The organism is Actinomadura graeca, from assembly GCF_019175365.1.
GTDB classification, from domain to species: domain Bacteria; phylum Actinomycetota; class Actinomycetes; order Streptosporangiales; family Streptosporangiaceae; genus Spirillospora; species Spirillospora graeca.
The window spans coordinates 1,400,602-1,425,368 of the sequence record NZ_CP059572.1 but is presented as its reverse complement, the minus strand read 5'-3'; the positions used below and the strand labels follow the sequence as shown (position 1 = coordinate 1,425,368).

General features: G+C 72.5%; 21 protein-coding genes and 1 tRNA gene. 6 read left to right on the top strand and 16 right to left on the bottom strand.

Annotation, left to right across the window (positions count from 1 at the left end; translation table 11 throughout):
• Window positions 1–126 precede the first annotated feature (126 nt).
• Window positions 127–2,934: an aconitate hydratase gene (locus tag AGRA3207_RS06615; RefSeq protein ID WP_231333661.1), complete on the top strand. Its 2,808-nt coding sequence runs from the start codon at window positions 127–129 to the stop codon at window positions 2,932–2,934.
• A 78-nt stretch (window positions 2,935–3,012) separates the two neighbouring features.
• Here the strand turns inward: AGRA3207_RS06615 and AGRA3207_RS06610 are convergent, their stop codons facing one another.
• On the bottom strand, window positions 3,013–3,636 hold the full coding sequence (locus AGRA3207_RS06610) for a LysE family translocator (protein WP_231333660.1): 624 nt from the start codon (window positions 3,634–3,636) through the stop codon (window positions 3,013–3,015).
• A gap of 72 nt (window positions 3,637–3,708) precedes the next feature.
• Here AGRA3207_RS06610 and AGRA3207_RS06605 point away from each other — a divergent pair, with 72 nt between their 5' ends.
• Genes AGRA3207_RS06605 through mug form a run of 3 tightly spaced genes read left to right on the top strand, consistent with a single transcriptional unit; the run spans window position 3,709 to window position 5,470 of the window.
• Window positions 3,709–4,650, top strand: a complete 942-nt coding sequence (locus AGRA3207_RS06605; protein ID WP_231333659.1) for an aldo/keto reductase — start codon at window positions 3,709–3,711, stop codon at window positions 4,648–4,650.
• Window positions 4,651–4,687: 37 nt separating this feature from the next.
• Entirely contained in the window at window positions 4,688–4,861 is a 174-nt protein-coding gene (locus AGRA3207_RS06600; RefSeq protein WP_231333658.1) for a hypothetical protein, read from the top strand.
• 9 nt (window positions 4,862–4,870) lie between these two features.
• Complete coding sequence (gene mug / locus AGRA3207_RS06595; RefSeq protein ID WP_231333657.1) at window positions 4,871–5,470, top strand: G/U mismatch-specific DNA glycosylase; 600 nt, start codon at window positions 4,871–4,873, stop codon at window positions 5,468–5,470.
• 3 nt (window positions 5,471–5,473) lie between these two features.
• On the opposite strand, the gene AGRA3207_RS06590 is transcribed toward mug, so the two are convergent.
• The 5 genes from AGRA3207_RS06590 to idi all read right to left on the bottom strand — a co-directional run bounded on the left by AGRA3207_RS06590 (window position 5,474) and on the right by idi (window position 9,958).
• On the bottom strand, window positions 5,474–5,914 hold the full coding sequence (locus tag AGRA3207_RS06590) for an ASCH domain-containing protein (protein ID WP_231333656.1): 441 nt from the start codon (window positions 5,912–5,914) through the stop codon (window positions 5,474–5,476).
• 202 nt (window positions 5,915–6,116) lie between these two features.
• On the bottom strand, window positions 6,117–6,956 hold the full coding sequence (locus AGRA3207_RS06585) for a carbohydrate ABC transporter permease (RefSeq protein WP_231333655.1): 840 nt from the start codon (window positions 6,954–6,956) through the stop codon (window positions 6,117–6,119).
• Window positions 6,953–7,843: a carbohydrate ABC transporter permease gene (locus AGRA3207_RS06580; RefSeq protein WP_231333654.1), complete on the bottom strand. Its 891-nt coding sequence runs from the start codon at window positions 7,841–7,843 to the stop codon at window positions 6,953–6,955. The genes AGRA3207_RS06585 and AGRA3207_RS06580 overlap by 4 nt, the downstream gene beginning before the upstream one ends.
• The gene (locus tag AGRA3207_RS06575) at window positions 7,840–9,144 is read right to left on the bottom strand and encodes an ABC transporter substrate-binding protein (RefSeq protein ID WP_231333653.1); all 1,305 of its coding nucleotides are present in this window, start codon (window positions 9,142–9,144) and stop codon (window positions 7,840–7,842) included. Before AGRA3207_RS06575 ends, AGRA3207_RS06580 begins: the two co-directional genes overlap by 4 nt.
• Before the next feature lie 226 nt (window positions 9,145–9,370).
• Window positions 9,371–9,958, bottom strand: coding sequence for an isopentenyl-diphosphate Delta-isomerase (idi, locus tag AGRA3207_RS06570; RefSeq protein WP_231333652.1), 588 nt, complete (start codon window positions 9,956–9,958; stop codon window positions 9,371–9,373).
• 164 nt (window positions 9,959–10,122) lie between these two features.
• Between idi and dxs the strand changes: the two genes are divergently transcribed.
• Window positions 10,123–12,039, top strand: a complete 1,917-nt coding sequence (dxs, locus tag AGRA3207_RS06565) for a 1-deoxy-D-xylulose-5-phosphate synthase (protein ID WP_231333651.1) — start codon at window positions 10,123–10,125, stop codon at window positions 12,037–12,039.
• 56 nt (window positions 12,040–12,095) lie between these two features.
• Here the strand turns inward: dxs and AGRA3207_RS06560 are convergent, their stop codons facing one another.
• From AGRA3207_RS06560 to AGRA3207_RS06540, 5 genes are all read right to left on the bottom strand, one after another.
• Window positions 12,096–12,461, bottom strand: a complete 366-nt coding sequence (locus AGRA3207_RS06560; protein WP_231333650.1) for a hypothetical protein — start codon at window positions 12,459–12,461, stop codon at window positions 12,096–12,098.
• Window positions 12,462–12,576: 115 nt separating this feature from the next.
• Entirely contained in the window at window positions 12,577–13,920 is a 1,344-nt protein-coding gene (locus AGRA3207_RS06555) for an FAD-dependent oxidoreductase (RefSeq protein ID WP_420830877.1), read from the bottom strand.
• A gap of 62 nt (window positions 13,921–13,982) precedes the next feature.
• Complete coding sequence (locus AGRA3207_RS06550) at window positions 13,983–15,455, bottom strand: amino acid permease (RefSeq protein WP_231333648.1); 1,473 nt, start codon at window positions 15,453–15,455, stop codon at window positions 13,983–13,985.
• A gap of 182 nt (window positions 15,456–15,637) precedes the next feature.
• Window positions 15,638–17,719 (bottom strand): 3-hydroxyacyl-CoA dehydrogenase NAD-binding domain-containing protein, encoded by a 2,082-nt coding sequence (locus tag AGRA3207_RS06545; protein ID WP_231333647.1) that lies wholly within the window; start codon window positions 17,717–17,719, stop codon window positions 15,638–15,640.
• Window positions 17,716–18,918: a thiolase family protein gene (locus AGRA3207_RS06540; protein ID WP_231333646.1), complete on the bottom strand. Its 1,203-nt coding sequence runs from the start codon at window positions 18,916–18,918 to the stop codon at window positions 17,716–17,718. Before AGRA3207_RS06540 ends, AGRA3207_RS06545 begins: the two co-directional genes overlap by 4 nt.
• 175 nt (window positions 18,919–19,093) lie before the next feature.
• Between AGRA3207_RS06540 and AGRA3207_RS06535 the strand changes: the two genes are divergently transcribed.
• Window positions 19,094–20,800 (top strand): AMP-binding protein, encoded by a 1,707-nt coding sequence (locus AGRA3207_RS06535; protein WP_231333645.1) that lies wholly within the window; start codon window positions 19,094–19,096, stop codon window positions 20,798–20,800.
• Window positions 20,801–20,803: 3 nt separating this feature from the next.
• Here AGRA3207_RS06535 and AGRA3207_RS06530 read toward each other — a convergent pair whose 3' ends face one another.
• The 5 genes from AGRA3207_RS06530 to AGRA3207_RS06510 form a co-directional block, all read right to left on the bottom strand.
• A complete protein-coding gene (locus AGRA3207_RS06530) occupies window positions 20,804–22,006 on the bottom strand; it encodes a sensor histidine kinase (RefSeq protein WP_231333644.1) in 1,203 nt (400 codons plus the stop codon).
• Complete coding sequence (locus tag AGRA3207_RS06525) at window positions 22,003–22,665, bottom strand: response regulator transcription factor (protein WP_231333643.1); 663 nt, start codon at window positions 22,663–22,665, stop codon at window positions 22,003–22,005. Before AGRA3207_RS06525 ends, AGRA3207_RS06530 begins: the two co-directional genes overlap by 4 nt.
• 53 nt (window positions 22,666–22,718) lie before the next feature.
• Entirely contained in the window at window positions 22,719–23,618 is a 900-nt protein-coding gene (locus AGRA3207_RS06520) for an SMP-30/gluconolactonase/LRE family protein (protein ID WP_231333642.1), read from the bottom strand.
• A gap of 191 nt (window positions 23,619–23,809) precedes the next feature.
• Entirely contained in the window at window positions 23,810–24,409 is a 600-nt protein-coding gene (locus AGRA3207_RS06515) for a TetR/AcrR family transcriptional regulator (RefSeq protein ID WP_231333641.1), read from the bottom strand.
• Window positions 24,410–24,564: 155 nt separating this feature from the next.
• Window positions 24,565–24,641, bottom strand: a tRNA-Leu gene (locus AGRA3207_RS06510).
• Between the last annotated feature and the right edge of the window lie 126 nt (window positions 24,642–24,767).

The following is a 24,767-nucleotide window of genomic DNA, read 5'->3' as shown; positions in this document are numbered from 1 at the left end:
CCTGATTCCCGGTCGGGGGCCCGGCTAGGGCAGGATCAGGGGAGATGAGCATCCGCCCCGCCGCCCCGCCGCACGGCGGGCGCCCGGGGCGGCCATGAGGATCGAGTTGACGAGCGCCGCGCGATCATGTCCCGGACCGGACGCGCGGCGGCGACGGAGGAGGAGTCCGTGTCCGCGAACAGCTTCGGCAGCCTGAGCGCGCTTCAGGTGGGCGGAAAGTCGTACGACATCTACCGGCTGGACGCGGTCGAGGGCTCGGCCCGTCTCCCGTACAGCTTGAAGGTGCTGCTGGAGAACCTGCTGCGCACCGAGGACGGCGCGAACGTCACCGCGGAGCACATCCGCGCGCTCGCCAGCTGGGACGCGCAGGCGCAGCCGAGCAAGGAGATCCAGTTCACGCCCGCCCGTGTGATCATGCAGGACTTCACCGGCGTGCCGTGCGTGGTGGACCTGGCGACCATGAGGGAGGCGGTCCGCGGGCTCGGCGGTGACGCGACGCGGATCAACCCGCTGGCGCCCGCCGAGATGGTCATCGACCACTCCGTCATCGTCGACTACTTCGGCTCCCCGGACGCGTTCGAGCGCAACGTGCAGGTGGAGTACGAGCGCAACAGGGAGCGGTACCAGTTCCTGCGCTGGGGCCAGACGGCGTTCGACGAGTTCAAGGTCGTCCCGCCGGGCACGGGCATCGTCCACCAGGTGAACATCGAGCACCTGGCCCGCGTGGTGTTCGACCGGAACGGCGTCGCCTACCCCGACACGTGCGTCGGCACCGACTCGCACACCACGATGGAGAACGGCATCGGCGTGCTGGGATGGGGCGTCGGCGGCATCGAGGCGGAGGCCGCGATGCTCGGCCAGCCGATCTCGATGCTCATCCCGCGCGTGGTCGGCTTCAAGCTGACCGGCGAGCTCCCCGCCGGGACGACCGCCACCGACCTGGTCCTGACCATCACCGAGATGCTCCGCGCGCACGGCGTGGTCGGCAAGTTCGTCGAGTTCTACGGCGAGGGCGTGCACGCGCTGCCGCTGGCGAACCGCGCCACGATCGGCAACATGAGCCCCGAGTTCGGCTCCACCTGCGCGATCTTCCCGATCGACGACGAGACGCTGAAGTACCTGCGGCTGACGGGACGTCCCGACGAGCAGATCGCGCTCGTCGAGGCGTACGCCAAGGAGCAGGGGATGTGGCTCGACCCGTCCGTCGAGCCGGAGTTCTCCGAGTACCTGGAGCTGGACCTGGCGACGGTCGTCCCGTCGCTGGCCGGCCCGAAGCGCCCCCAGGACCGCATCTCCCTGTCGGCCGCGAAGGACACCTGGCGCCGTGACGTGCAGAACTACGTCAGCAGCGTGCGGGGCCCGGCGGACGAGGCGTCCGACGAGAGCTTCCCGGCCTCGGACTCCCCGGCGATCAGCCGCGGCGGCAACGGCGACCGGCCGCGCGAGGTGGACCCCGACGGGTCCAGCCGCCCCCACAACCGCGTCCCGGTCACCCTGGACGACGGGACGGCCTTCGAACTGGACCACGGGCACGTCGCGGTCGCGGCCATCACCTCGTGCACCAACACCTCCAACCCGTACGTGATGATCGGCGCGGCGCTGCTGGCGAAGAACGCCGTCGAGAAGGGCCTGACCCGCAAGCCGTGGGTGAAGACCTCGCTGGCGCCCGGGTCGCAGGTCGTCACCGACTACTACGAGCGCGCGGGCCTCACCCCCTACCTCGACAAGATCGGGTTCAACCTGGTCGGGTACGGCTGCACGACCTGCATCGGCAACACCGGCCCGCTCCAGCCGGAGATCTCCAAGGCCGTCAACGACAACGACCTGGCGGTCACCGCCGTCCTGTCGGGCAACCGCAACTTCGAGGGCCGCATCAGCCCGGACGTGAAGATGAACTACCTGGCCTCGCCGCCGCTGGTCATCGCCTACGCCCTGGCCGGGACGATGGACATCGACATCCTCAACGACCCGATCGCCGAGGGTACCGGCGGCCCGGTGTACCTGCGCGACATCTGGCCCGAGCCCGAGGAGGTCGCCTCGATCGTCGAGTCCTCCATCGGGCAGGAGATGTTCGTCAAGGACTACGCCGACGTGTTCAAGGGCGACGACCGCTGGCGCGGCCTGGACATCCCGACCGGCGACCTGTTCGAGTGGGACCCGGCGTCCACCTACGTGCGCAAGGCCCCCTACTTCGACGGCATGGGCGCCGAGCCGGAGCCGGTCACCGACATCCACGGCGCCCGCGTCCTGGCGAAGCTGGGCGACTCGGTCACCACCGACCACATCTCCCCGGCCGGGTCCATCAAGGTCGGCACGCCCGCCGCGCAGTACCTCCAGGAGCACGGCGTCGAGGTCAGGGACTTCAACTCCTACGGCTCGCGGCGCGGCAACCACGAGGTGATGATCCGCGGCACGTTCGCCAACATCCGGCTCCGCAACCAGCTCCTGGACGGCGTGGAGGGCGGCTTCACCCGCGACTTCACGAAGGACGGCTCGCCGCAGTCCTACATCTACGACGCGGCGCAGAACTACGCGGCGCAGGGCACGCCGCTCGTGGTCATCGCGGGCAAGGAGTACGGCTCCGGCTCCTCACGCGACTGGGCCGCGAAGGGCACCGCGCTGCTCGGCGTCCGCGCGGTCATCGCCGAGTCCTACGAGCGGATCCACCGCTCGAACCTCATCGGCATGGGCGTGCTGCCGCTGCAGTTCAAGGACGGGGAGTCCGCCGCGTCCCACGGCCTCACCGGCACCGAGACCTTCGACATCACCGGTGTGACGGCGCTGAACGAGGGCGGGATCCCGGACGAGGTGACGGTCAAGGCCGACGGCAAGGAGTTCACCGCCGTCGTCCGCATCGACACCCCCGGCGAGGCGGACTACTACCGCAACGGCGGGATCATGCAGTACGTCCTGCGGAACCTCCTCCGCAAGTAACGCCGCCCGCGGGCGAGAGCGCGGAACGGGACGGGCCGTCCTCCGACAGGAGGGCGGCCCGTCGCGCGCCCGCCGTCGTCAGCGGTCGGTGGCGAGGCGCAGGCCGAAGCCGATGAACGCCACGCCGGTGACCTGCTGGAGGCGGCGCCGGACGGAGGGACGGGACAGGACGCGGCGGGCCGCGCCGGCGGCGCCCACCACCATCGCCAGCCACAGCAGGCCCTCGGCGGCGTGGATGGCCGCGAAGACCATGCTGGTGCCGAACATCGGGGCGCCGTCCGGGACGAACTGCGGCAGCAGGCTCATGTAGAACACCCCGACCTTCGGGTTGAGGACGTTCGTCACGAACCCGGTGCGCCAGGCCGCGAGACCGGACAGCCGGGTCTCCGGGGTATCGTCCCCGGTCACGGCGGCCCGGCGGCGGGCCCTCCACAGCGCCTGGACGCCGAGCCACAGCAGGTAGCAGGCGCCCGCGACGCGCAGGACGTCGAACGCGAGCCGGGACGCGGCCAGCAGCGCGGTCAGCCCGGCCGCGCCCGTCACCGCCCAGGTGAGGCAGCCGGACACGACGCCCGCCGACGCGAGCAGGCCGGTCCGGTTCCCGCCGGTGACGGTGGTGCGCACGACGAGCATCGTGTCCACGCCCGGGGTGATCGTCACCAGGGCGGCGACCGCGGCGAAGGCCAGACATGCGGTAAGCATCCGGACATTCTCCCAAGAACATCCCGGCCCCGGAAGGGAATGATCGGCGCCCGCGGGGGCTTGCACCGGTACATGGCAGACATCACCAAGAAGATCGGCGACCTGGACGTCTTCCCCCTGGCGCTCGGCGGCAACGTCTTCGGCTGGACGGCGGACCGGGACGCCTCGTTCGCGATCCTGGACGCCTACACCGCGGGCGGCGGCAACCTGATCGACACGGCGGACGCGTACTCGGCGTGGGTGCAGGGCAACGCCGGCGGCGAGTCCGAGACGATCATCGGCGAGTGGACGGCGTCGCGGCGCAACCGGGCCGACGTCGTCATCGCGACCAAGGGCGGCCGCCACCCCGACCGGACGGGGCTGGCCGCGCCGACCATCAGGGCGGCCGTGGACGACTCGCTCCGGCGCCTCCGCACCGACTACATCGACCTCTACTACACGCACTTCGACGACCCGTCCGTCCCGGTCGAGGAGATCCTCGGCGCGCTGGACGGGCTCGTCACCGCGGGCAAGCTCCGGCAGATCGCCGTGTCCAACATCGAGCCGGACCGGCTGGAGGCGTCGCTGGCGTTCAGCGACCGCGAGGGGACGGCCCGCTACGTCGCGATCCAGCCCGAGTACAACCTGGTGTCGCGCGGCACCTACGAGGGGCCACGGCGCGACCTCGCCGAGCGGTACGGTCTCGTCGCCCTGCCGTATTACGGGCTCGCCTCGGGCTTCCTGACCGGGAAGTACCGTCCTAGGACCACGGTGGACAGCGCGCGCGCCGGGAAGGCGGCCTCCCACTTGGAGACCGAGCGCGGGCCCCGGGTCCTCGCCGCCCTCGACGCCGTCGCCCACGAGCAGGGCGTGCCGCCCGCGACCGTGGCCCTGGCCTGGCTGGCCGCCCAGCCGACCGTCGTCGCCCCGATCGCCAGCGCCCGCACCCCCGAGCAGGTCGAGCCCCTTCTGCGGGTGCCGGGCACGGAGCTCACCCGCGCCCAGCTGACGACCCTCGCCGACGCCTCCGCCTGACGGGCCGGGGCGACCCCGATCTGACACGAAAGGGGCGATGACGTCCCGGCCTGTGCCGGACATCGACGTCATCCTCGTCCCGGGGCCGGCCGCGCTGCTCGGCGCGATCGTGCAGGGCAGCGTCGGCCCCGGCCGGGCGTTCGGCGGGCGCATGCGCGCCGCCCTGCTTGATGGTCGTGGGGACGTCCGCGGTCGTCCTGGTCGTCCGTAGTCTGGTCTGATGCGACCCCCCGACCGTCCCGCCAAGGCCGACCGTCCCGCCAAGGCCCGTCCGACCAAGGCCGACCTGGAGGCCGCCCGTGACCGGGTCATCCCCGACGTCCTGCCTCCCGGCGGCCAGGCGCTCCGCGTGCTGTTCTGCGGCATCAACCCCGGCCTCTACTCCGGCGCGACCGGCCACCATTTCGCCCGCCCCGGCAACCGGTTCTGGCCCGCGCTGCACCGCTCCGGGTTCACCGAACGCCTGCTGGACCCGTCCGAGCAGGACCTCCTGCCGGGGCTCGGCCTCGGCATCACCAACCTGGCGCGCCGCGTCACCGCCCGCGCGGACGAGCTGACCCCCGCCGAGCTGCGCGAGGGGGGCCGCCGCCTCGCCGCGCTCGTCGAGCGGCACCGGCCCGCCTACCTGGCCGTCGCCGGGGTCACCGCCTACCGCACCGCCTTCGGCCGTCCCCGCGCCGCGATCGGCCCGCAGGAGGAGACGGCGGGCCCGGCGAGGATCTGGGTCCTGCCCAACCCCAGCGGCCTGAACGCGAGCTGGACGCTCGACAGGATCGCCGCCGAGCTCGCGCGCCTGCGCCGCGCCGCGGACGGGGCGTGACCCTCAGCGGGTGTGGTGCAGGGAGGTCGCGGCGGCGAACATCGCGTTGACCTCGGTGACGAGGGTCGGCTTGGGCTCCCAGAGGCCGGGCCGTCCCAGCGCGACGATCGGGCGGGGGAGCGCGCGGACCGCCGTCAGGTGGTAGTGGTGGGCGCCGCGGTCCGCCCAGGGGCCGCACTCGCAGGGCCCGCCCGTGACGGCGGCCGAGCAGACGAGCGAGAGGTCGGCGACGGCGATGACGGCGCCGATGGTGGCGAGCGGGTCCCGGGGGTCCCATCCGGCGGCCTGGATCAGCGGGGAGTCGCACGCCTTCAGGTCGACGCGCATCGAGGCGTGGACCAGCAGCGGGCCGCGGTAGGCGGTCGGCAGTGCCTGGTTCCAGACGGTCTTGCCGCCTCGCGCGATGGCGAACGCCCAGGGCTGCTGAACACTGATCGCCTGCACGCGGTCACCTCCAGTGCTCGACCCTGCCTCCGCTGCGCGGGACGATGCCGTGAGAGTAGGCGCATCCGGGCCGATATGCCAACGGACTGGGCGAGTATGTGTCGAGATTGATCAGTTATGGGACGCGCGAAATTCTCACGTGGTTGTCGCGGACGCCGCCCGTCGCGGGGTCCATACGGGGTCCATGCCGGTCCATGCGGCGTCATCCCTTCAGCGCCCCCGCCATCAGCCCGCGCATGAAGAAGCGGCCCAGGAGGAGATAGACGAGGAGAGTCGGAAGCGAGGCGAGCAGCGCCGATGCCATCTGCTGGTCGTACTGGACGGCGACCGCGCCCGAGCCCGCGGTGTTGTTCAGCATCACGGTGACCGGCCAGCTGCCGGGCGCGCCGAGGAACACCGCGAACAGGAAGTCGTTCCAGATCGAGGTGAACTGCCAGATGAGGGTCACCGCGAAGGCCGGCGCGGACACGGGCAGGACGATCGACCGGTAGGTCCGGAGCATCCCGGCGCCGTCCACGCGGGCGGCCTCTATCAGCTCGTCCGGAATGGTCACGTAGTAGTTACGGAAGATCAGCGTGCAGATCGGGATGCCGTACACGACGTGGGCGAGCACGAGGCCGCGGATCGTCCCGGCGAGCTCCATGTCGGTCAGCAGGCCCGCGAGGGGGATCATGACGGCCTGGTACGGGATGAACATCCCGAACAGCAACAGCGTGAACACGGCGTCCGCGCCGGGGAAGCGCCATTTGGACAGGACGTAGCCGTTCAGCGAGCCCAGCACCGCCGAGATCAGCGAGCCGGACACCGCGATCTTGACGCTGTTCTCCAGGCCCGGCCGCAGCGTGTCCCAGGCGGCGCTCCAGCCGGACGTGCTCCAGTGCGCGGGCAGGTTCCACGCGCTGCCCGGGTCGGCCTCCTGGAGCGGCTTGAAGCTGGTGACGACCAGGACGTACACCGGCATCAGGAACAGCACCGCGAACAGCAGGAGGACCGCGGGCCGGACGATCCGCGCCGTCCTGCCGGCGCCGGCCGGCGCGGTCACCGCGCCCGCTCCGCCCGCACCGACCAGACCAGGTAGGGGACCACCAGCAGGGCCACGGCGAGCAGCAGGTACGTGGCGATGGTGGCACCGTTGGCCGGGTCGTGCCGGTCGAACACCTCCACGTACGTCGCGATGGCCGGGACGTAGGTGATGATCTGCTTGCCCGCGATGGCCATGATCAGGTCGAACACCTTCAGCGAGATGTGCCCGAGGATGATCAGCGCGGACAGCGTCACCGGGCGGAGCTGCGGGAACACCACGTGGCGGTAGACCTTCCACTCGGAGGCGCCGTCCACCCGGGCGGCCTCGCGCAGCTCCTCGGGGACGCTCCTGAAACCGGCGAGGTACAGGGCCATGACGTAGCCGGACATCTGCCAGACGGCCGGGAGCGCCATCGCGGCCATGCCCCAGTCCGGGTCCTGCCACCAGCCGTTGGCCAGCGCCCCGAGGCGCAGCTCGCCGAACAGCTGGTTGAGCCCGACGGCCCGCTCGGGCGGCGCCGGGTTCATCAGCCACCGCCACACCACCCCGCAGGCGATGAACGAGATCGCCATCGGGAACAGGTAGACCGCCCGGAACGACGCCTCGCCCCGGATGCCCTTGTCCATCAGGAACGCCAGGAACGCGCCGAGCAGCAGGGCGCCGAGCACGAACACCACCGTGAACAGCAGCGCGTGCCGCACCGCGCCCGGCCAGCTCGGCTGGTCCCACAGGTCGGCGAAGTTCCGGCCCCTGTCGAAGCGGTAGGGCGAGACCTCGTCGTGCCTGCCGCTGACCGCCACCCGCGTGTTCCAGAAGATCAGCCCGTAGACGAACACGCCGATCGCCACGATGGACGGGAGGACCAGGAGCAGGCCGGGCAGCCACGTGCGGGCCCGGCGGGTCATGGACCGCTGTTCTTCGCCGCGCCCGCCAGCGCCGCCTGGAGCTTGCCGACGTCCTTGTTCTGCAGGAACAGGCCCACCGCGGTGTCGATGTCGGTGTGCTGCCTCTTGCCGGCGTTGACCCCGTGCCAGAACGATCCTGCCAGCTTGACGCCGGGCCTGTTCCACTCGTTGAGCGCGTACTCCAGGTAGCCCTTGTAGAGCGTCTTGTCGGCATCCTTGCGGGCGGGTATGGACCCCTTCCTCGGGTTGAAGAGGTCCTGCCCCTCCTTGCTGGACGCCTCCTTCAGCCACGCCAGCGCGCCGCCCCGGTGGGGTGCGCCCTTGGGCAGGGTGAAGGAGTCCGACAGCCACATGTAGGTGCCGTCGGTACCGGGTGACGGGGCGTACGCGAAGTCGGTGCCGGCCTTCTTGCCGAGGCCGTTGGGGGCGCTCCCGGTGAAGTAGCCGTAGGCCCAGTCGCCCATGATGTTGAACGCCGCCTTGCCGTCCACGACGGCCTTCGCCGCGCCCTGCCAGTCGGTGGACGCCGCCTCCAGCGTCGTGTACCTCATGATCTCCGCGAAGTCGGCGAGGGCCTTGCCGACGGCCGGGGAGCCCCAGTCCGCGCCCGGCTTCCACAGCGCGTTGTAGGCGTCGGTGCCGAGGTCGCCGAGCAGGACGTTCTCCAGCAGGTGGTCGGCCGTCCACTGCGCGCCGAGCGACAGCGGGACCTTCCCCGTCTTGTCCTTGACGGCCTTCAGCGCAGCGATGAACTCGGCGATCGACCGGGGCGGCGCGGAGACCCCGGCGTCCTTCAGGATGCCCGGGTCGTACCAGAGCATGTTGGACCGGTGGATGTTCACCGGCACCGAGTAGATCTTGCCCTGGTAGGTGATCTGCTGGAGCAGCTGCCCGGGGTAGGCGGCCCTGAGGCGGTTCTCGTCGTAGAAGGAGTCCAGCGGCTCGATCTGCCCGGCCTTGATGTAGTCGAGCAGCTCGGCGCCCGCGTGGCCCTGGAAGGAGTCCGGCGGCTTGCGGTTCTGCAGGCGGCTCGCCAGCACCGCCTGGGCCTGGGTGCCCGATCCGCCCGCGATGGCGGCGTTGGTGAACTTCGTGCCGGGGTTCTTCTTCTCGAAGTCGGCCTTCATCGCCGCGAGGCCGTCGGCCTCGCCGGGGCCGGTCCACCACGAGAAGACCTCGACCTCGGACGTGTCGCCCGACCCCTTGGAGCCGTTCCCGCCGCAGCCCGGCATGACCAGCGCGACGGTCATCGCCACGGCCGCGGCGGCCGTCCGGCGGCGGCCGGATGCCTGTGCTCGCATCGCCCGTCCTTTCGTTGCCCCGGAGAACAAAGCCTCCGTTCGACGGGTCGGCGGGTCAACAGCGCACACCGAAAAGTGATCTCGCGGTTATCGTGCGTCGCCCCCGCCGGGCCGGACGGCCGGGCGGGGGCGACGCGGGCCGGGAAGCGGTCAGTCCGCGAGGCCGGGCGAGGGCCCGGGCCCGCGCCGGAGGCGGGTCACCGGACGCCCCGGCGCCGGAGGCGGATCACCAGGCGAGGGCCGGGGGGAGCGCGGCGGTCCCCGCGTCCGGCCAGGCCCGCGGGGCGCCCAGCGGCGCCAGCTGGGCCAGCTGCAGCCGGTACCAGGGCGAGGACTCGGGGCGCCCGGCCAGGTCGAGGCACTGCTCCCACGTCCACCACTCGGCGGCCTCGACCTCCTCGGAGTTCACCCGGACGGGCGCGCCGGACGGCACGACGGCGCGCACGACGGGACAGCGCTCGTGCTCGACCGTCCCGTCCTCGGCGACCGCCCGGTAGTGGAAGCCCGGCAGCACGGGCGTGAGGGATTCGAGTGACCCGTCCGGCAGGCCCAGCTCGTCCCGCAGCCGCCGGACCACGGCGCCGCGCAGGGCCTCGCCGGGGCCCGGATGCCCGCAGCAGCTCCCCGTCCAGACGCCGGGGAAGGTCCGCTTCCCGAGCGCGCGCCGCGTGATCAGGACGCGATCCTCCCCATCCACGACATAACAGGAGAATGCCAGGTGGTAGGGGGTCTCTCTATGGTGGCTCTCTGCTTTCGGAGCGGTACCGACGGCTTCGTCGTCCGCGTTGAGCAGCACGATCTCTTCGACGCCCATGCTCCTTTCCTACCCCACCGCGGTCGCGCGGGTCGGTTGTTTCCCACCCGCGGGGGCCCGGGGTCCGGCGCGTCGCGGGCGAACCGGGATTAAACTCGGAACGGCCCGAGACCAGGGGAGCCCCGGGGATGGGGGCGGCGTCCCCGACGGAGGAGTTGACACGCGTGAGCCTGCTGGAGTCGATCACGGGTCCCGAGGACCTCAAGCGACTGGACGCCGGGCAGCTGCCTCGCCTCGCCGGGGAGATCCGCGAGTTCCTCGTCGACGCGGTGTCCAAGACCGGCGGGCACCTCGGCCCGAACCTCGGCGCCGTGGAGCTGACGATCGCGCTGCACCGGGTCTTCGACTCGCCGCACGACAAGATCCTCTTCGACACCGGGCACCAGGCGTACGTCCACAAGATCCTCACCGGGCGGCAGGACTTCGACCTGCTGCGCCGCCGCGGCGGCCTGTCCGGCTACCCCAGCCGCGCCGAGTCCGAGCACGACGTCATCGAGAACTCGCACGCCTCCACCGCGCTGTCGTACGCCGACGGGCTGGCCAAGGCGTTCCAGCTGCGCGGCGAGGACGACCGGGCCGTGGTCGCGGTCGTCGGCGACGGCGCGCTGACCGGCGGCATGTGCTGGGAGGCGCTGAACAACATCGCCGCGGGCGTCGACCGTCCCGTGATCATCGTCGTCAACGACAACGGCCGCTCCTACTCGCCGACGATCGGCGGCCTCGCGCGCCACCTCGCCGAGCTGCGCGTCACCCAGGGCTACGAGCACGCCCTCGACCTGATCAAGAAGACCGTGCCCCGCGCGCCGGTGGTCGGCAACGTCGCCTACGAGGCGCTGCACGGCATCAAGAAGGGCCTCAAGGACGTCCTGCAGCCGCAGGCGATGTTCGAGGACCTCGGCATGAAGTACGTCGGCCCGATCGACGGCCACGACGAGGACGCCGTGGAACGTGCCCTGCGCCGCGCCCGCGGATTCGGCCGCCCGGTGATCGTGCACTGCATCACCACCAAGGGCCGCGGCTACGCGCCCGCCGAGAACGACACCGAGGACTGCATGCACGGCGGCGGCGCGTTCGACCCCGCCACCGGGAAGTTCCTGCCCAAGAAGGGCGGCACCCCCTGGACGAGCGTGTTCGGCGAGGAGATGGTCGCGATCGGCCGCGAGCGCCGCGACGTCGTCGGCATCACCGCCGCCATGCTCCACCCGGTCGGGCTCGCCCGCTTCGCCGAGGCGTTCCCGGACCGCATCTATGACGTCGGCATCGCCGAGCAGCACGCCGTCACCTCCGCCACCGGCCTCGCGATGGGCGGCCTGCACCCGGTCGTCGCGCTCTACGCGACGTTCCTCAACCGCGCGTTCGACCAGGTCCTCATGGACGCGGCCCTGCACCGGCAGCCGGTGACGTTCGCGCTCGACCGGGCCGGGGTCACCGGCGACGACGGCGCCAGCCACAACGGCATGTGGGACCTGTCGATCCTGCAGCTCGTCCCGGGGCTGCGCGTCGCCGTCCCCCGCGACGGCGCCCGGCTGCGCGAGCTGCTGCGCGAGTGCGTCGCCGTCTCCGACGGGCCGACCGCGATCCGCTACCCCAAGGGCCCCGCGCCGGCCGACGTCCCGGCGATCGGCCAGGCCGGCGGCATGGACGTCCTCGCCCGGCACGACGGCTCCAACGGCACCCGCGTCCTGCTGGTCGCGGCCGGCTCGATGGCGGCGCCCGCGGTGGAGGCCGCCGGGCTCATCGCCGCGCAGGGCATCGGGGTGACCGTCGTCGACCCCCGCTGGGTCAAGCCGCTCGACCCCGCGCTGGCCGGCCTGGCCCGCGAGCACGCGCTCGTCGCCGTCGCCGAGGACAACGGGCGCGCCGGGGCCGTCGGCGACGCCGTCGCCCGGCTGCTGCGCGACGCCGAGGTCGACACCCCGATCCGCACGTTCGGGATCCCGCAGGAGTTCCTCGACCACGCCGCCCGCGCCGAGATCCTCGCCGACATCGGCCTCACCCCGCAGACCCTCGCGCGCGAGCTGACCGAGTCGGTCGCCCGCGGAACCGCCTCCGAGGACCACGAGCCCGCGACGTCCGACTGACGCGGCCGCCGCCTCCCGCCGTGCGCGGGCCGCCGGCGCCGCCCGCGACCGGGCCTCTAAACGCCCTCCGCGGACTCCAGGTGCCAGAAATGGGTGATGGACGCCGCGGTGGTGCCGAGCTCGCGGCCGGAGTACGTCCACCGGCCGCGCAGCCGCCACGGCCTCCCGGACCCGTCCTGGACGAAGACCTGGAGGGGGAAGCAGGCGTCGTGGGAGCGGATGAACCCGCTCGGGTCGACCGAGGGGCGCAGGTCGGGCCGCCCCTCGCAGCGCACGCCCATGACGGACGTGCGGGGATCCTGGCGCAGGAGCCCCTGCGTCAGGTCGTACACCAGTACGGAGACGTAGTCCGGGCCCAGCCACCGCAGATCGGGCAGCGTCTCGGGCGGGGGGAACCCGTACAGTTCTGGACCGCCGGTCACATGCCGCACGGTAGCGTCCCCGTCACACTCCCGTCACTACCTGAGAGATGGTTTTTGTCTGGATGGTGACCTCTGGCAGTTCGGTCGTCGTCTGCCAGGTGTGACCCCGGTCGTCCTAGTCGCCCCGGCACGCCTTGGTCATGGCCTCCCACCTGGCCAGCTTCACGCGCTCGCCGCGGCCGAGGCTGCGGGCCAGCGCGATCTCGGCGGCGTCCAGGTTGAGCCAGTCCGCGTAGGTGACGGCGGGGAGGCCGCGCTCCTCCAGCAGCTCGTCGAGGGTGCCCGCGGGGCGCGGGCGGTCGTCCGGCAGGTCGGCCAGCAGGTTGCGGACGGTCTCGGCGGCGTCGGACTTGTTGGTGCCGACGACGCCGGTCGGGCCCCGCTTGATCCAGCCGGTGACGTACTCGCGGGGGACGGGGGAGCCGTCCGGGGCGAGGACGCGGCCGCCGTCGTTCGGGACGACGTAGGCGCGCTCGTCGAACGGGAGACCCTCCAGCGGCACGCTCTGGTAGCCGACGGAGCGGAGCACCATGCCGACCGGCAGCGTCTCGTACTCGCCGGTGCCGGTGACGCGGCCCGTCTCGTCCAGGCGGGTCCTCTCCAGGCGCAGTCCCTCGACGCGGTCGGTGCCGAGGATCTCGACGGGGGCGCGCCAGAAGCGGACGTCGATGCGGCGGGGGAGGCCGGCGGGCTCGCCGGTCCAGCCGCGGAGCACGGTGATGTTGCCGCGGACGTGCCGGTCCCTTTCGGCGAGCTCGGCGCTGGCCGGGTCGAGCTCCATGTCCCCGGGGTCGACGTGGACGGCGGCGTTCGGCAGCCGGCCCAGCTCGCGGGCCTCCTTGGTGGTGAACTTGGCCTGCGCGGGCCCGCGGCGGCCGATCATGTGGAGGCGGCGGACCCGGCTGCGCGACAGCGCGTCGATGACCTGCTCGGGGACGTCGGTCTCGCGCAGCTCGTCCGCCGTCCGGGCGAGGATGCGGACGACGTCCACCGCGACGTTCCCGACGCCGATCACCGCGACCTCCTCGGCCGACAGGTCGAAGACGTGGTCGGCGGCGTCGGGGTGCCCGCAGTACCAGTTGACGAAGTCGGTGGCGGCGATGCTGCCGGGCAGGTCCTCGCCGGGGATCGCCATGTGCCGGTCGACCATCGCGCCGGTCGCGTAGATCACGGCGTCATAGCGGCCGAGCAGGTCGTCGCGGGTGAGGTCGCGGCCGAGCTCCAGGCAGCCGAAGAACCGCACGTCCCCGCCCTCCAGCACCTTCTGCAGGTACCGGGCGATCGCCTTGATCGACGTGTGGTCGGGCGCGACGCCGTAGCGGACGAGGCCGTAGGGGGTGGGCAGCCTGTCCAGGACGTCCACCCGCGCGGCCCCGCCCGTCTGCTTGACGAGCGCCTCGGCCGCGTAGAGTCCCGCCGGGCCCGAACCGATCACGGCGACGCGCACAGGTTCTGCCATGTCGGCCATTGTGCCCACGCGGAGGCCGGATTGACAGGTGGGCCGGGCGGGGGCGGGCAGTGTCAGGACTGCCGTTCGCGCAGCCGGCTGCGGCGGTGCCCGTAGAAGGCGTAGACGACGGCGCCGATCAGCAGCCAGGCCAGGAACCGCAGCCAGGTGTCCACCGGCAGGTTGATCATCACGAACAGGCAGGCCAGCACGGACAGGATCGGGACCAGCGGCACCAGCGGCGTGCGGAACGAGCGGTGCAGCTCCGGCCGCGTCCGGCGCAGGATCGGCACGCCGACCGAGACCACGAGGAAGGCGAACAGGGTCCCGATGTTGACCAGCTCGGCCAGCTTGGCGAGCGGGATGAGCCCGGCGAGGACCGCGACGATCACCCCCATGATCACGGTCGAGCGGTAGGGGGTGCCGAAGCGCGGGTGGACGGCCGACAGCCACGCGGGCAGCAGCCCGTCCCGGCTCATCGCGAAGAACACGCGGCTCTGGCCGAGCAGGAGGATCAGCACGACGGTCGTCAGCCCGGCGACGGCGCCGATGCTGATCACCGTGGAGTACCCCGGGTGCCCGGCGGCCTTGAACGCCTCGGCGAGCGGCGCGTCGGAGCTCAGCTTCCTGTAGTTCTGCATGCCCGCGACGACCAGCGACACGGCCGCGTACAGGACGGCGGTGATCACGAGGGAGCCGATGAGCCCGATCGGCAGGTCCCGCTGCGGGCGGCGGGCCTCCTCGGCGGCGGTGGCGACGATGTCGAAGCCGATGAAGGCGAAGAAGACCACCGCGACGGCCGCGAAGATGCCGAGCCAGCCGTAGCTGACCGGGGTGATCCCGAACAGCACCTGCATCAGCGGCGCCGCCCCTCCCTCGACGGACGGATTGGACTCCGAGGGCGGGATGAACGGATGGTAGTTGGCGCCCTTGACGAAGAACAGGCCCGCGACGATCACCAGCAGCACCACGAACACCTTGACGGCCACGATCACCGCGTTGACCCGCGACGACACCTTGACGCCGAGGACGAGCAGGCCCGTCACGGCCAGCACGAGCAGGGTGGCCGGGACGTTGACCACGCCGCCGGACTCGCCCGGCGGATGGGCGACGGCGGCCGGCACCGTGACGCCCGCGTCGTCCAGCAGCGACACCGCGTACCCGGACCAGCCGACCGAGACGACCGCGGCGGCGAGCGCGAACTCCAGCACCAGGTCCCAGCCGATGATCCACGCCGGGAACTCGCCGAGGGTGGCGTAGGAGAAGGTGTAGGCCGATCCCGCGACCGGGATCGTGGAGGAGAACTCGGCGTAGCACAGCGCGGCGAGGCCGCAGACGATCGCCGCGAGGACGAACGAGATCGCGACCGCCGGGCCGGCCTTGTCCCGGGCGACCTGGCCGGTCAGCACGAAGATCCCGGTGCCGATGATCACGCCGACCCCGAACACGACGAGGTCCAGGGCGGACAGGTCGCGGCGGAGCCGGTGCCCGGGCTCCTCGGTGTCGCGGATCGACTGCTCGACCGACTTGGTGCGCAGCAGGTTCATGCCTCGGAGCTCCTTGCGATCCCGGTGCCGGAACGGCCGTCCGCCTTATGCCCGTATGTACGGGCCTTATGATCAGCGGACCTCAACACTGCCCGTGACCTGGCGAAATGTCGTGAAAAATGGCAGCGAAGCGGCACCGCGCCCGCGCCGCTTCGGCACCGTGCACGCGCCGGGAAGACGGGTCAGGCGGGCAGGGACGCGGTCCCCGGCGGCAGGAACCGCCGTCCGGTGACCTTCTCCGCGACGCCGGTCCTGTCCAGGTACGGGGTGATGCCGCCGAGGTGGAACGGCCACCCCGCGCCGAGGATCATGCACAGGTCGACGTCCTCGGCGGCGGCGACCACGCCCTCGTCGAGCAGGGCCCGGACCTCACTCGCGAGCGCGGCCAGCGCCCGGCCGAGGACCTCCTCGGCCGTGGACGGGTCCGTCCCGCCCGCGAAGAGGTCCACCACCTCGGGGTCGAGGGTGAGGTCGGGCCGGTACACGCCGGGCTTGCCGGCCGCGACCAGCTTCGCGAGGTTGCCCGACAGCGGGAAACGGCCGGGGAACGCGGCGTGCAGCGTCTCGTTGACGTGCAGCGCGATGGCCGGGCCGACCAGGCCCATCAGCATGAACGGCGGCATCGGCAGCCCGAGCGGCGCGGCGGCGCGCTCGGCGACCTCGATCGGCGTGCCCTCGTCCACCGCCTGGACGATCTCGGCGAGCAGCCGGACCAGGACGCGGTTCACCACGAACGCGGGGGCGTCCTCGACCAGCACGCAGGACTTCCGCAGGGCCTTGCCCGTCGCGAACGCGGTGGCGAGGGCCGCGTCGCCGGTCCGCGCGCCCCGCACGACCTCCAGCAGCGGCAGCACCGCGACCGGGTTGAAGAAGTGGAGGCCGACGAGGCGCTCGGGGTGCCTCAGCCCGGCCGCCATCTCGCCGACCGACAGGGAGGAGGTGTTGGTCGCCAGGACGCACTCGGCCGTGACGTGCTCCTCGACCTCGGCGAACACCGCTCGCTTGACCGCCATCTCCTCGAAGACCGCCTCGATGACGAGATCGGCGTCGGCGAACGCGTCCTTGGTGAGCGATCCGGTGATGAGCGACCTGAGCCGGGCCGCCTTGTCGGGGGAGACGCGTCCCTTGCCGAGCAGCCCGCCGACCTCGGCGTGCGCGGCGCCGACGCCCCGGTCCAGGCGCTCCCGGTCGAGGTCGGTCAGCACGACCGGCACGTCGAGGCGGCGCGCGAACAGCAGCGCGAGCTGCGAGGCCATCAGCCCGGCGCCCACGATCCCGACCTTGGTGACGGGCCGGGCGAGCGCGGGGTCGGGCGCCCCGGCCGGACGCTTGGCGCGCTTCTGGGTGAGGTCGAACGCGTACAGGCCCGCGCGCAGCTCGTCGCCCATGATGAGGTCCGCCAGGGCCTCGTCCTCGGCGGCGAAGCCCTCGTCGCGGGTGCGGTCCTTGGCGGCGGCGATCAGGTCGAGCGCCCGCACGTAGGACGGGGCGGCGCCGTGGAGCCTGCCGTCCACGGTCCAGCGGGCCTTCGCGACCGCGTCGTCCCACGCCGCGCCGCGGTCCACCTCGGGCCGCCGGACCTCGGCCTCACCGGTCAGGACGCGGGCCGTCCAGGCGAGCGACTCCTCCAGGAAGTCGGCCGAGTCGAAGATCGCGTCGGCGATGCCCAGCTCGTGCACCTGGCGGGCCCGCAGCATCCGGTTCTGCGCGAGCGGGTTGTCGACGATGACCGTGAGCGCCCTCTCCGCGCCGATCAGGTGCGGCAGCAGGTACGTCCCTCCCCAGCCGGGCACCAGGCCGAGGAACGTCTCGGGCAGCGCGAACGCCGTGACGCCGGACGAGATCGTCCGGTAGGAGCAGTGCAGGCCGATCTCGACCCCGCCGCCCAGCGCCGCGCCGTTGTAGTAGGCGAACGACGGGACGCGCAGCTCGCCGAGCCGCCGGAACACGTCGTGGCCGAGCCGCCCGACGGCCGCCGCGTCCGCGCGGCCGGTGATCAGCGGGACGCCCTTGAGGTCGGCGCCGACCGCGAAGACGAACGGCTTGCCGGTCACGCCGACGGCGGCGATGTCCTCGCGCGCGGCGACGGCGTCGAGCGCGGCGCCGAGCTCGGCGAGACCGCGGGGGCCGAACGTGCTGGGCCGGGTGTGGTCGTGCCCGTTGTCGAGCGTGATGAGCGCCAGCGTCCCGGCACCGCCGGGGAGCGTCACGTCGCGGACGCGGGCGTGCGTGACGACCTCGCCGGTGAAGATCTCGGGGTTCACTCGGCGGCCTCCCGGCTCGTGTTCTCCCACAGGACGGTTCCCCCCATGCCCATGCCGACGCACATCGTCGTCAGGCCGTACCGGACGGCGGGGTGCTCCTCGAACAGGCGCGACAGCTGGATCATCAGCCGGACGCCGGACGAGGCCAGCGGATGGCCGACGGCGATGGCGCCGCCCCACGGGTTCACCCGCGGGTCGTCGTCGGCGATCCCGAAGTGCTCCAGGAACGCCAGCACCTGCACGGCGAACGCCTCGTTGATCTCGATGAGGCCGATGTCGTCCATGGTCAGCGCGTTGCGGGCGAGGAGCCGCCCGGTCGCCGGGACGGGCCCGACGCCCATCACCTCGGGTTCCACCCCGGCGAAGGAGAAGTCGACCAGCCGCATCCGCGGGGTCAGGCCGAGCTCGCGGGCCACGTCCTCGGCGGCCAGCAGGCAGGCGGTGGCGCCGTCGTTGAGGCCCGCGGAGTTCCCCGCCGTGACGTTGCCGTGCGCGCGGAACGGCGTCGTGAGCCGGGCGAGGCCGTCGAGCGTGGTGCCGGGGCGCGGCGGCTCGTCCTCGGTGGCGAGGCCCCAGCCCCGCTCGGCGGAGCGGACCGCGGTCGGCACGAGGTCCGCCTGGATCCGCCCGGCGGCGTAGGCGGCGGCGGTCCGCTGCTGGCTGCGGACGGCGTAGGCGTCCGCGCGGTCCTTGGTGATCCCGGGGAAGCGGTCGTGCAGGTTCTCCGCGGTCGATCCCATCACGAGCGCGGACGGGTCCACGAGCCGGTCGGCGAGGAACCGGGGGTTGGGGTCGACGCCCTCGCCCATCGGGTGCCGTCCCATGTGCTCGACGCCGCCCGCGATGACGACGTCGTAGGAGCCGAAGGAGATGCCCGTGCCGGATGTGGTCACGGCGGTCATCGCGCCCGCGCACATCCGGTCGACCGCGTACCCGGGGACGCTCGTGGGCAGCCCGGCCAGCACGGCGGCGGACCGCCCGATGGTCAGGCCCTGGTCGCCGGTCTGGGTGGTGGCGGCGACGGCGACCTCGTCCACCCGCTCCGGCGGCAGGGACGGATTGCGGCGCATCAGCTCCCGGATCGCGCGGACGACCAGGTCATCGGCGCGTGTCTCGGCATACAGGCCGGTGGGACCGGCCTTGCCGAACGGCGTGCGGACGCCGTCGACGAACACGACGTCGCGTGCGGTGCGAGGCACGGTGTCGTCCTCCCTGCGATGGGCGGCGGGCGGGTGCCGCCAGAGATATTACCCGGCGGTAGCAGCATAGCCTACCCACCGGTAACCCTTGACCGGCTGTGGGCGCGACCTGGCCCTTGTACGCACTGGTGACCATGGCTAACGTGGTGTGAAAACAGCAGGAGGAGGGGCACCCGTGGTCCACGCGAGGCCCGTCTACCGGCCGGGACTGCGGCGGCGTGTCGGGCACAGCCGCGACCTCTCCGCCCTCCTGGTGCGCACCGGCCTGCTGTTCTCCGGTGGCCTCGGCCCCCGCGGCACCCTCCGCCAGATCGGCGCGCTGCACCGCTGGGGCACCACGCTCGCCGGGCTGGTCGTCGGCGCGGCCGCGCGCTCACCGGCCAAGACCGCCCTCATCGACGACGACGGCCCGCTCACCTTCGCCGAGCTGGACGGGCAGGCCGCCCGCCTCGCCGCCGGGCTGCCCCTCAGCGGCCCCCGGCAGCGCGTCGGCGTGCTGTGCCGCAACCACCGCGGCATGGCCGTGACGCTCGTCGCGTGCAGCAGGCGCGGCGCCGAGGTCGTGCTGCTCAACACCGGTTTCGGGACGAGGCAGATCAGCGCCGTCCTGTCCGAGCTGCGCCCCGGCCTGCTCATCGTGGACGCCGAGTTCGCGCCGCTGCTCGGCGGCGTCCCCCTCGCGCTGCGCAAGCACGTCCTGTGGGCCGACCGGCACCCCGGGCCCGGCATCGACAAGATCATCGCCGCGGGCCCGCCGGAGGGCGGGACCTCCGGCCCCCCGCAGATCCAGAGCCGGACGATCATGCTCAGCTCGGGCACCACCGGCCGTCCCAAGGGCGCCCGCCGCCCGCCCCGCCCCGGGCTGTGGCCGCTGGCGTCCATGACGTCCCGGATCCCGCTGCGCGCCCGCCAGACGATGGTCATCGAGGCGCCGCTGTTCCACACCTGGGGCTACGCCGCGCTCCAGATGGCCTGGGCGCTGCGCACGCCGGCCGTCCTGCACCGCCGTTTCGACCCCGAGCAGACGCTCCGCGCGGTCGCCGCGCACCGCGACGTCGCCGTGTTCGCCGTCCCCGTCATGCTGCAGCGCATCCTGGATCTCCCCCCGGAGGTCCGCGCCGCCCACGACACGTCCTCGCTGCGGATCGCCGCGGTCAGCGGCGCCGCGCTCCCCGGGGACCTCGCCACCCGCTTCATGGACGAGTTCGGCGACCGGCTCTACAACGTCTATGGCTCCACCGAGGCGTCCTGGGTGTCCATCGCCACCCCCCGCGACCTGCGGGCCGACCCCCGCACCGCCGGCCGCCCGCCGCGCAACACCTCGCTGGCGATCATGGACGGGCAGGGGAACCGGCTCGGCCGCTCGGCCATCGGGCAGATCTTCGCCGCGAACGAATTGCTGTTCGAGGGCTACACCGGCGGCGAGCCCATGGAGGTCCGCGACGGCCTGCTCGCCATCGGCGACCTCGGCCACGTCGACGACCGCGGCCTGCTGTTCGTCGACGGCCGCCGCGACGGGCTGGTCGTCTCCGGCGGCGAGAACATCGTCCCCCGCGACGTCGAGGACGCCCTGCTGCGCCTCTCGCAGATCCACGAGGTCGCCGTCGTCGGCGTCCCCGACACCGAGTGGGGGCAGCGGCTCGCCGCCTACGTCGTCCTGCGGCCCGGCGCCCGGCTCGACGCCGAGGCCCTCCGCGAGCACGTCCGCGCCCAGGTCGCCCGGTACGCCGCGCCGCGCGACGTGCACTTCATCGACGAGCTGCCCCGCAACGCCACCGGCAAGGTCGTCCACCGCTGGCTGACCGACCGGCCCGGCGCGGCGCCCGAGGGACACGTCCCCTGGCCGGCGACCCGCCCCGAGCAGGCCAGCCGCGCCGGCTGAGCGTCACGCCGCCGGCACCGGCTCCCGGCCGCCCGCCCCCGGCAGCAGCACCGTGATCGACAGGCCGCCCTCCGGCCGCGGGACGGTCTCGATCGTCCCGCCGTGCGCGCCGACGACCGCCCGCACGATCGACAGGCCGAGCCCCGCCCCGTCGGCCGACCCGACCCTGTCCCTGCCGCCCGCGCGGTCGGCCCGCAGCCGCCGGAACGGCTCGAAGATCGTCGCGACCTCGTAGGCGGGGACGGCCCGCCCGGTGTTGACCACCTGCAGGAACACCATGCCGCCGCGGGTCCCGGTGCGCACCCACACCCGCCCGTCCGGGACGTTGTACTTCATCGCGTTCTCCAGCAGGTTGACCGCGCACCGCTCCAGCAGCACCGGATCGCCGGACGCCGCCGCGGGCTCCAGCCGCGCCTCCACGTCCACGTCGCCGGCGAGCCCGTCCAGCTGGCCGAGCGCGCCGCGCACCACGTCGGGCAGCGGCGTGTCCGCCCGGGTGCCGAGCTCCCGCTCCGACCGCGCCAGCAGCAGCAGCCCCTCGATCAGCCGCTCGTGCCGCGCGGTGTTGCCCAGCAGCACGTCCGCCAGCGCCTTGGTCTCCGGCGGGCTCTTCCCGCTCGCCAGCGCGACCTCCAGGACCGTCCGGTTGATCGTCAGCGGCGTCCGCAGCTCGTGCGAGGCGTTCGCGACGAACCGCCGCTGCGTGTCGAACGCCCGGTGCAGCCGGTCCAGCATCCGGTCGAACGTGTCGGCCAGGTCCTTGATCTCGTCCTGCGGGCCGTCCAGCGCGATCCGCTCGTACAGGTTGCTCTCCGACAGCCGCCGCGCGGTCGCGGTCACCGTGTGCAGCGGCCGCAGCATGCGCCCCGCGACCACGTACCCGATCACCACCGCGAGCACGCCCACCACCAGCATCGTGACCAGCGAGCTCTGCAGCAGCTGCTCCAGCATGTCGCGCTTCTGCTGCGCCGCCTGCCGGTCGGCTTCGGCCTTCAGCGCCGTCAGCCGCTTCACCGCGTCCGCCATGCCGGTGCCCCGCAGCTCCGCGATCGCCGTCGCCGACCCGGCGTTCGCCTGCGGGAACCGCTGCTCCATCGTCCGGACGGTCAGCAGGTACGTCACCGCCACCAGCACCGCCGACGTCACCAGGAACAGCGACCCGTACACCAGCGTCAGCCGCGTCCGGACGCTCGGCCGGGGCCTCACCGCGCCTCCAGCCGGTACCCGGCGCCGGTGACCGTCTCGATCACCGGCGGCTCGCCGAGCTTGCGCCGCAGCGTCGCCATCGTCACCCGGACGATGTTGCTGAAGGGGTCGATGTTCTCGTCCCACGCCCGCTCCAGCAGCCGCTCGGCGCTCACCACCCCGCCCTCCGCCCGCAGCAGCTCCTCCAGCACGGCGAACTCCTTCTTCGTCAGGCGCAGCTCCCGGCCGTCCCGGGCGACCCTCCGGCGGTGCGGGTCGAGCCGGATGCCCCTGCGCTCCAGCACCGGCGGCACCGGCGCCCCCGACCGCCGCGCCAGCGCCCGCACCCGCGCCACCAGCTCACCGAACACGAAGGGCTTGGGCAGGTAGTCGTCGGCGCCGAGCGACAGGCCGTCCACCCGGTCGTCGACGTCCCCGGCCGCGGTCAGCATCAGGATGCGCCCCGCGTGCCGCCGCGCGACCAGTTCCCGGCACACGTCGTCCCCGTGGACCGTCGGCAGGTCGCGGTCCAGGACGACCACGTCGTACTCGTTGCAGAAGGCACGTTCGAGCGCGTCGTCGCCGTCATAGACGACATCGACCGCCATGGCCTCCTCCCGGAGGCCCATGGCGATCGTGTCCGCCAGCACCCGCTCGTCCTCGACGACCAGAACCCGCATGCGCCGAGCATGGCCGAAGGCGGGTTAAACGCCGATAAGGCGGCGGGACCCTCTTACGGCTGGACCCCGATGACGTCGTAGGGGGTCTCGGGGGTGGGCGTGGTGTTGAAGCGGGCGTTCGGCAGGTAGATCCGCTCCCCGAACTTCGCGACCGTCGTGGGGACGTCGAACTTGGGGTCGGTCACCCGCTTGACGAGCTTGCCCTCGCCGCCGTCCTCGCTCAGCTCGAACACGGCCACGGTGTTGAGCCGGTTCTGCACGGCGTAGAGGGTGCGGCCGTCCCGCAGGATCCCGTCACCGGCGGTCAGCGTCTCACCGTGGAGGTCAACCGTCTTGGTCGCCCCCGTGGCAGGGTCGACCTTGAACAGTTTCCCGGTGTTGGACTGGATGAGCACCAGGGACTTGCGGTCCGGGGTCGTGGTGATGCCGTTGGCGTTGAACCCGGTCTGGTAGACGATGTCCCCGGTCAGGGGCAGCTTCGTCGCCTCACCGTCGCCGGTGAGGGGCACTTTGTAGAGCGTCGGATTCGTCGAGTCGGTGAGGAACGCGGCGTCCTCGGTCAAGGTGACGTCGTTGATGAAGGCCGTCGCCGTGGTGAGGGTGTAGGTCTTGAGAAGCGCGCCATTGTGCGTGTCATAGACGCGCGCCGTCCCGCTGTTGCCCCCGGCCACGTACAGGCGGTCCTTGCCGATCTTCATGCCCAGCGACGGCTTGCCGACCGGCTGGCTGATCACCTCGCCCTTCCCGGTGCGCAGGTCCACACGGTAGATGGCACCGGTGGCCCGCGAGCCGAGGAACGCCTGGCCGTCGGGTCCCGCGGCGATCCCCTCCGGCTGGAATCCGGCGGGCAGCGGGATGCGGTCGGGCAGGGGCTCCGCGGCGCCGAGGGCCGAGCCCCCGAGCGGCAGGACGAGTCCGGTTGTCAGCGCGGTGATAAGAAGTCGGTACCACATGGCCGCCAAGATTGCGCGATTCATCCGTTCGCGCTAGTCACACCCGTATACACGCATCCGTATCGTCTCAGGCGTTCCAGACCGCAGCTCTTGAGTCTCCAGGTCGACGCCCGCGCCCCCATAAAGGGTCCTGAAAAACGCGATTTACGGGCTTGGCCGAAAAAAGAACAACCTGACCGGACGGCGCCGACTCAGGGCCGCGCATCCCGCGCGGCGCCCCCAAGTACGGTCGTGACCATCTTCTCGACGGCACCGGGCTCCGGCGGCGTGCCCTTCCGATCGGCGAACAGCAGATGCCCCGCCCCGATCAGCGTGGGGGCGAGGGTCTCGACGTCGGCCTCGGGGGCGAGGCGCCCCAGCCCACGCTCCGCGGCGAGATAGCCGGCGATCATGGTGGCCGCCTCGGTGAGGACCGGGACGCCGGCGGGCCATGTCTGGCGCAGGCGGTCGCGGAGCCCGTCGCGGAAGGTGATGAGCGCGACGACCGCGACGGCGACCGACCCGAACAGGGAGGTCAGCGCCTCGGTGAGGTTCCCGGCGATCGTCCCCGTCCCCGCGGCGTCACGCAGGGCGGCGGCCTGGGAGTCCATCCGGTGGACGCGGTCCAGGACGAACTCGGCGAGAAAGGCGTCGAAGTCGGCGAAATGCCGGTGCAGGACCCCCTTGGCGCAGCCCGCCTCAGTGGTGAGCGCCCTGCTGGTCAGCGCGTTCGGCCCGTCCCGGAGCAGGATCCGCTCGGCCGCGCTGAACAGCTGCTCCCGCACATCGCGGATGGCCACCCCTGTCGGCACCAGGACCCCCCTCCCTCGCCCGCCCCGGCAAGAGACCAGGCGCCTCCCCGCAGTGGGCGCCCGGTCACTATACCCGCAGGCCACGCGCCGTCAGGGCCTAGCCGAACCCACACAGACCACAAATCGCCGCGCCCTAACCGGCGAACCACTCGCTGTACCCCGGGTGGGAGTCGAACCCACACTGTGCGGATTTTAAGTCCGTTGCCTGGCTACCAGATTGGGCTACCGGGGCCTGTCGCCCGCAATGTATTCGACGCCGTTCTCCACGACATCCCCTAAAATCCGGTAAGGGGAGCCCCTATCTTCCAGGGAGTATCAAGCCCGGTGCCGGCACATCCAGCCGCACCTCCACTGGCCA

Coding starts and splice junctions, on each gene's coding strand:
- AGRA3207_RS06615 (WP_231333661.1), top strand. CDS start 127: ATGTCCCGGACCGGACGCGCGGCGGCGACGGAGGAGGAGTCCGTGTCC.
- AGRA3207_RS06610 (WP_231333660.1), bottom strand. CDS start 3,636: ATGCTTACCGCATGTCTGGCCTTCGCCGCGGTCGCCGCCCTGGTGACG.
- AGRA3207_RS06605 (WP_231333659.1), top strand. CDS start 3,709: ATGGCAGACATCACCAAGAAGATCGGCGACCTGGACGTCTTCCCCCTG.
- AGRA3207_RS06600 (WP_231333658.1), top strand. CDS start 4,688: ATGACGTCCCGGCCTGTGCCGGACATCGACGTCATCCTCGTCCCGGGG.
- mug (WP_231333657.1), top strand. CDS start 4,871: ATGCGACCCCCCGACCGTCCCGCCAAGGCCGACCGTCCCGCCAAGGCC.
- AGRA3207_RS06580 (WP_231333654.1), bottom strand. CDS start 7,843: ATGACCCGCCGGGCCCGCACGTGGCTGCCCGGCCTGCTCCTGGTCCTC.
- AGRA3207_RS06575 (WP_231333653.1), bottom strand. CDS start 9,144: ATGCGAGCACAGGCATCCGGCCGCCGCCGGACGGCCGCCGCGGCCGTG.
- idi (WP_231333652.1), bottom strand. CDS start 9,958: ATGGGCGTCGAAGAGATCGTGCTGCTCAACGCGGACGACGAAGCCGTC.
- AGRA3207_RS06555 (WP_420830877.1), bottom strand. CDS start 13,920: ATGGCAGAACCTGTGCGCGTCGCCGTGATCGGTTCGGGCCCGGCGGGA.
- AGRA3207_RS06550 (WP_231333648.1), bottom strand. CDS start 15,455: ATGAACCTGCTGCGCACCAAGTCGGTCGAGCAGTCGATCCGCGACACC.
- AGRA3207_RS06525 (WP_231333643.1), bottom strand. CDS start 22,665: ATGCGGGTTCTGGTCGTCGAGGACGAGCGGGTGCTGGCGGACACGATC.
- AGRA3207_RS06520 (WP_231333642.1), bottom strand. CDS start 23,618: ATGTGGTACCGACTTCTTATCACCGCGCTGACAACCGGACTCGTCCTG.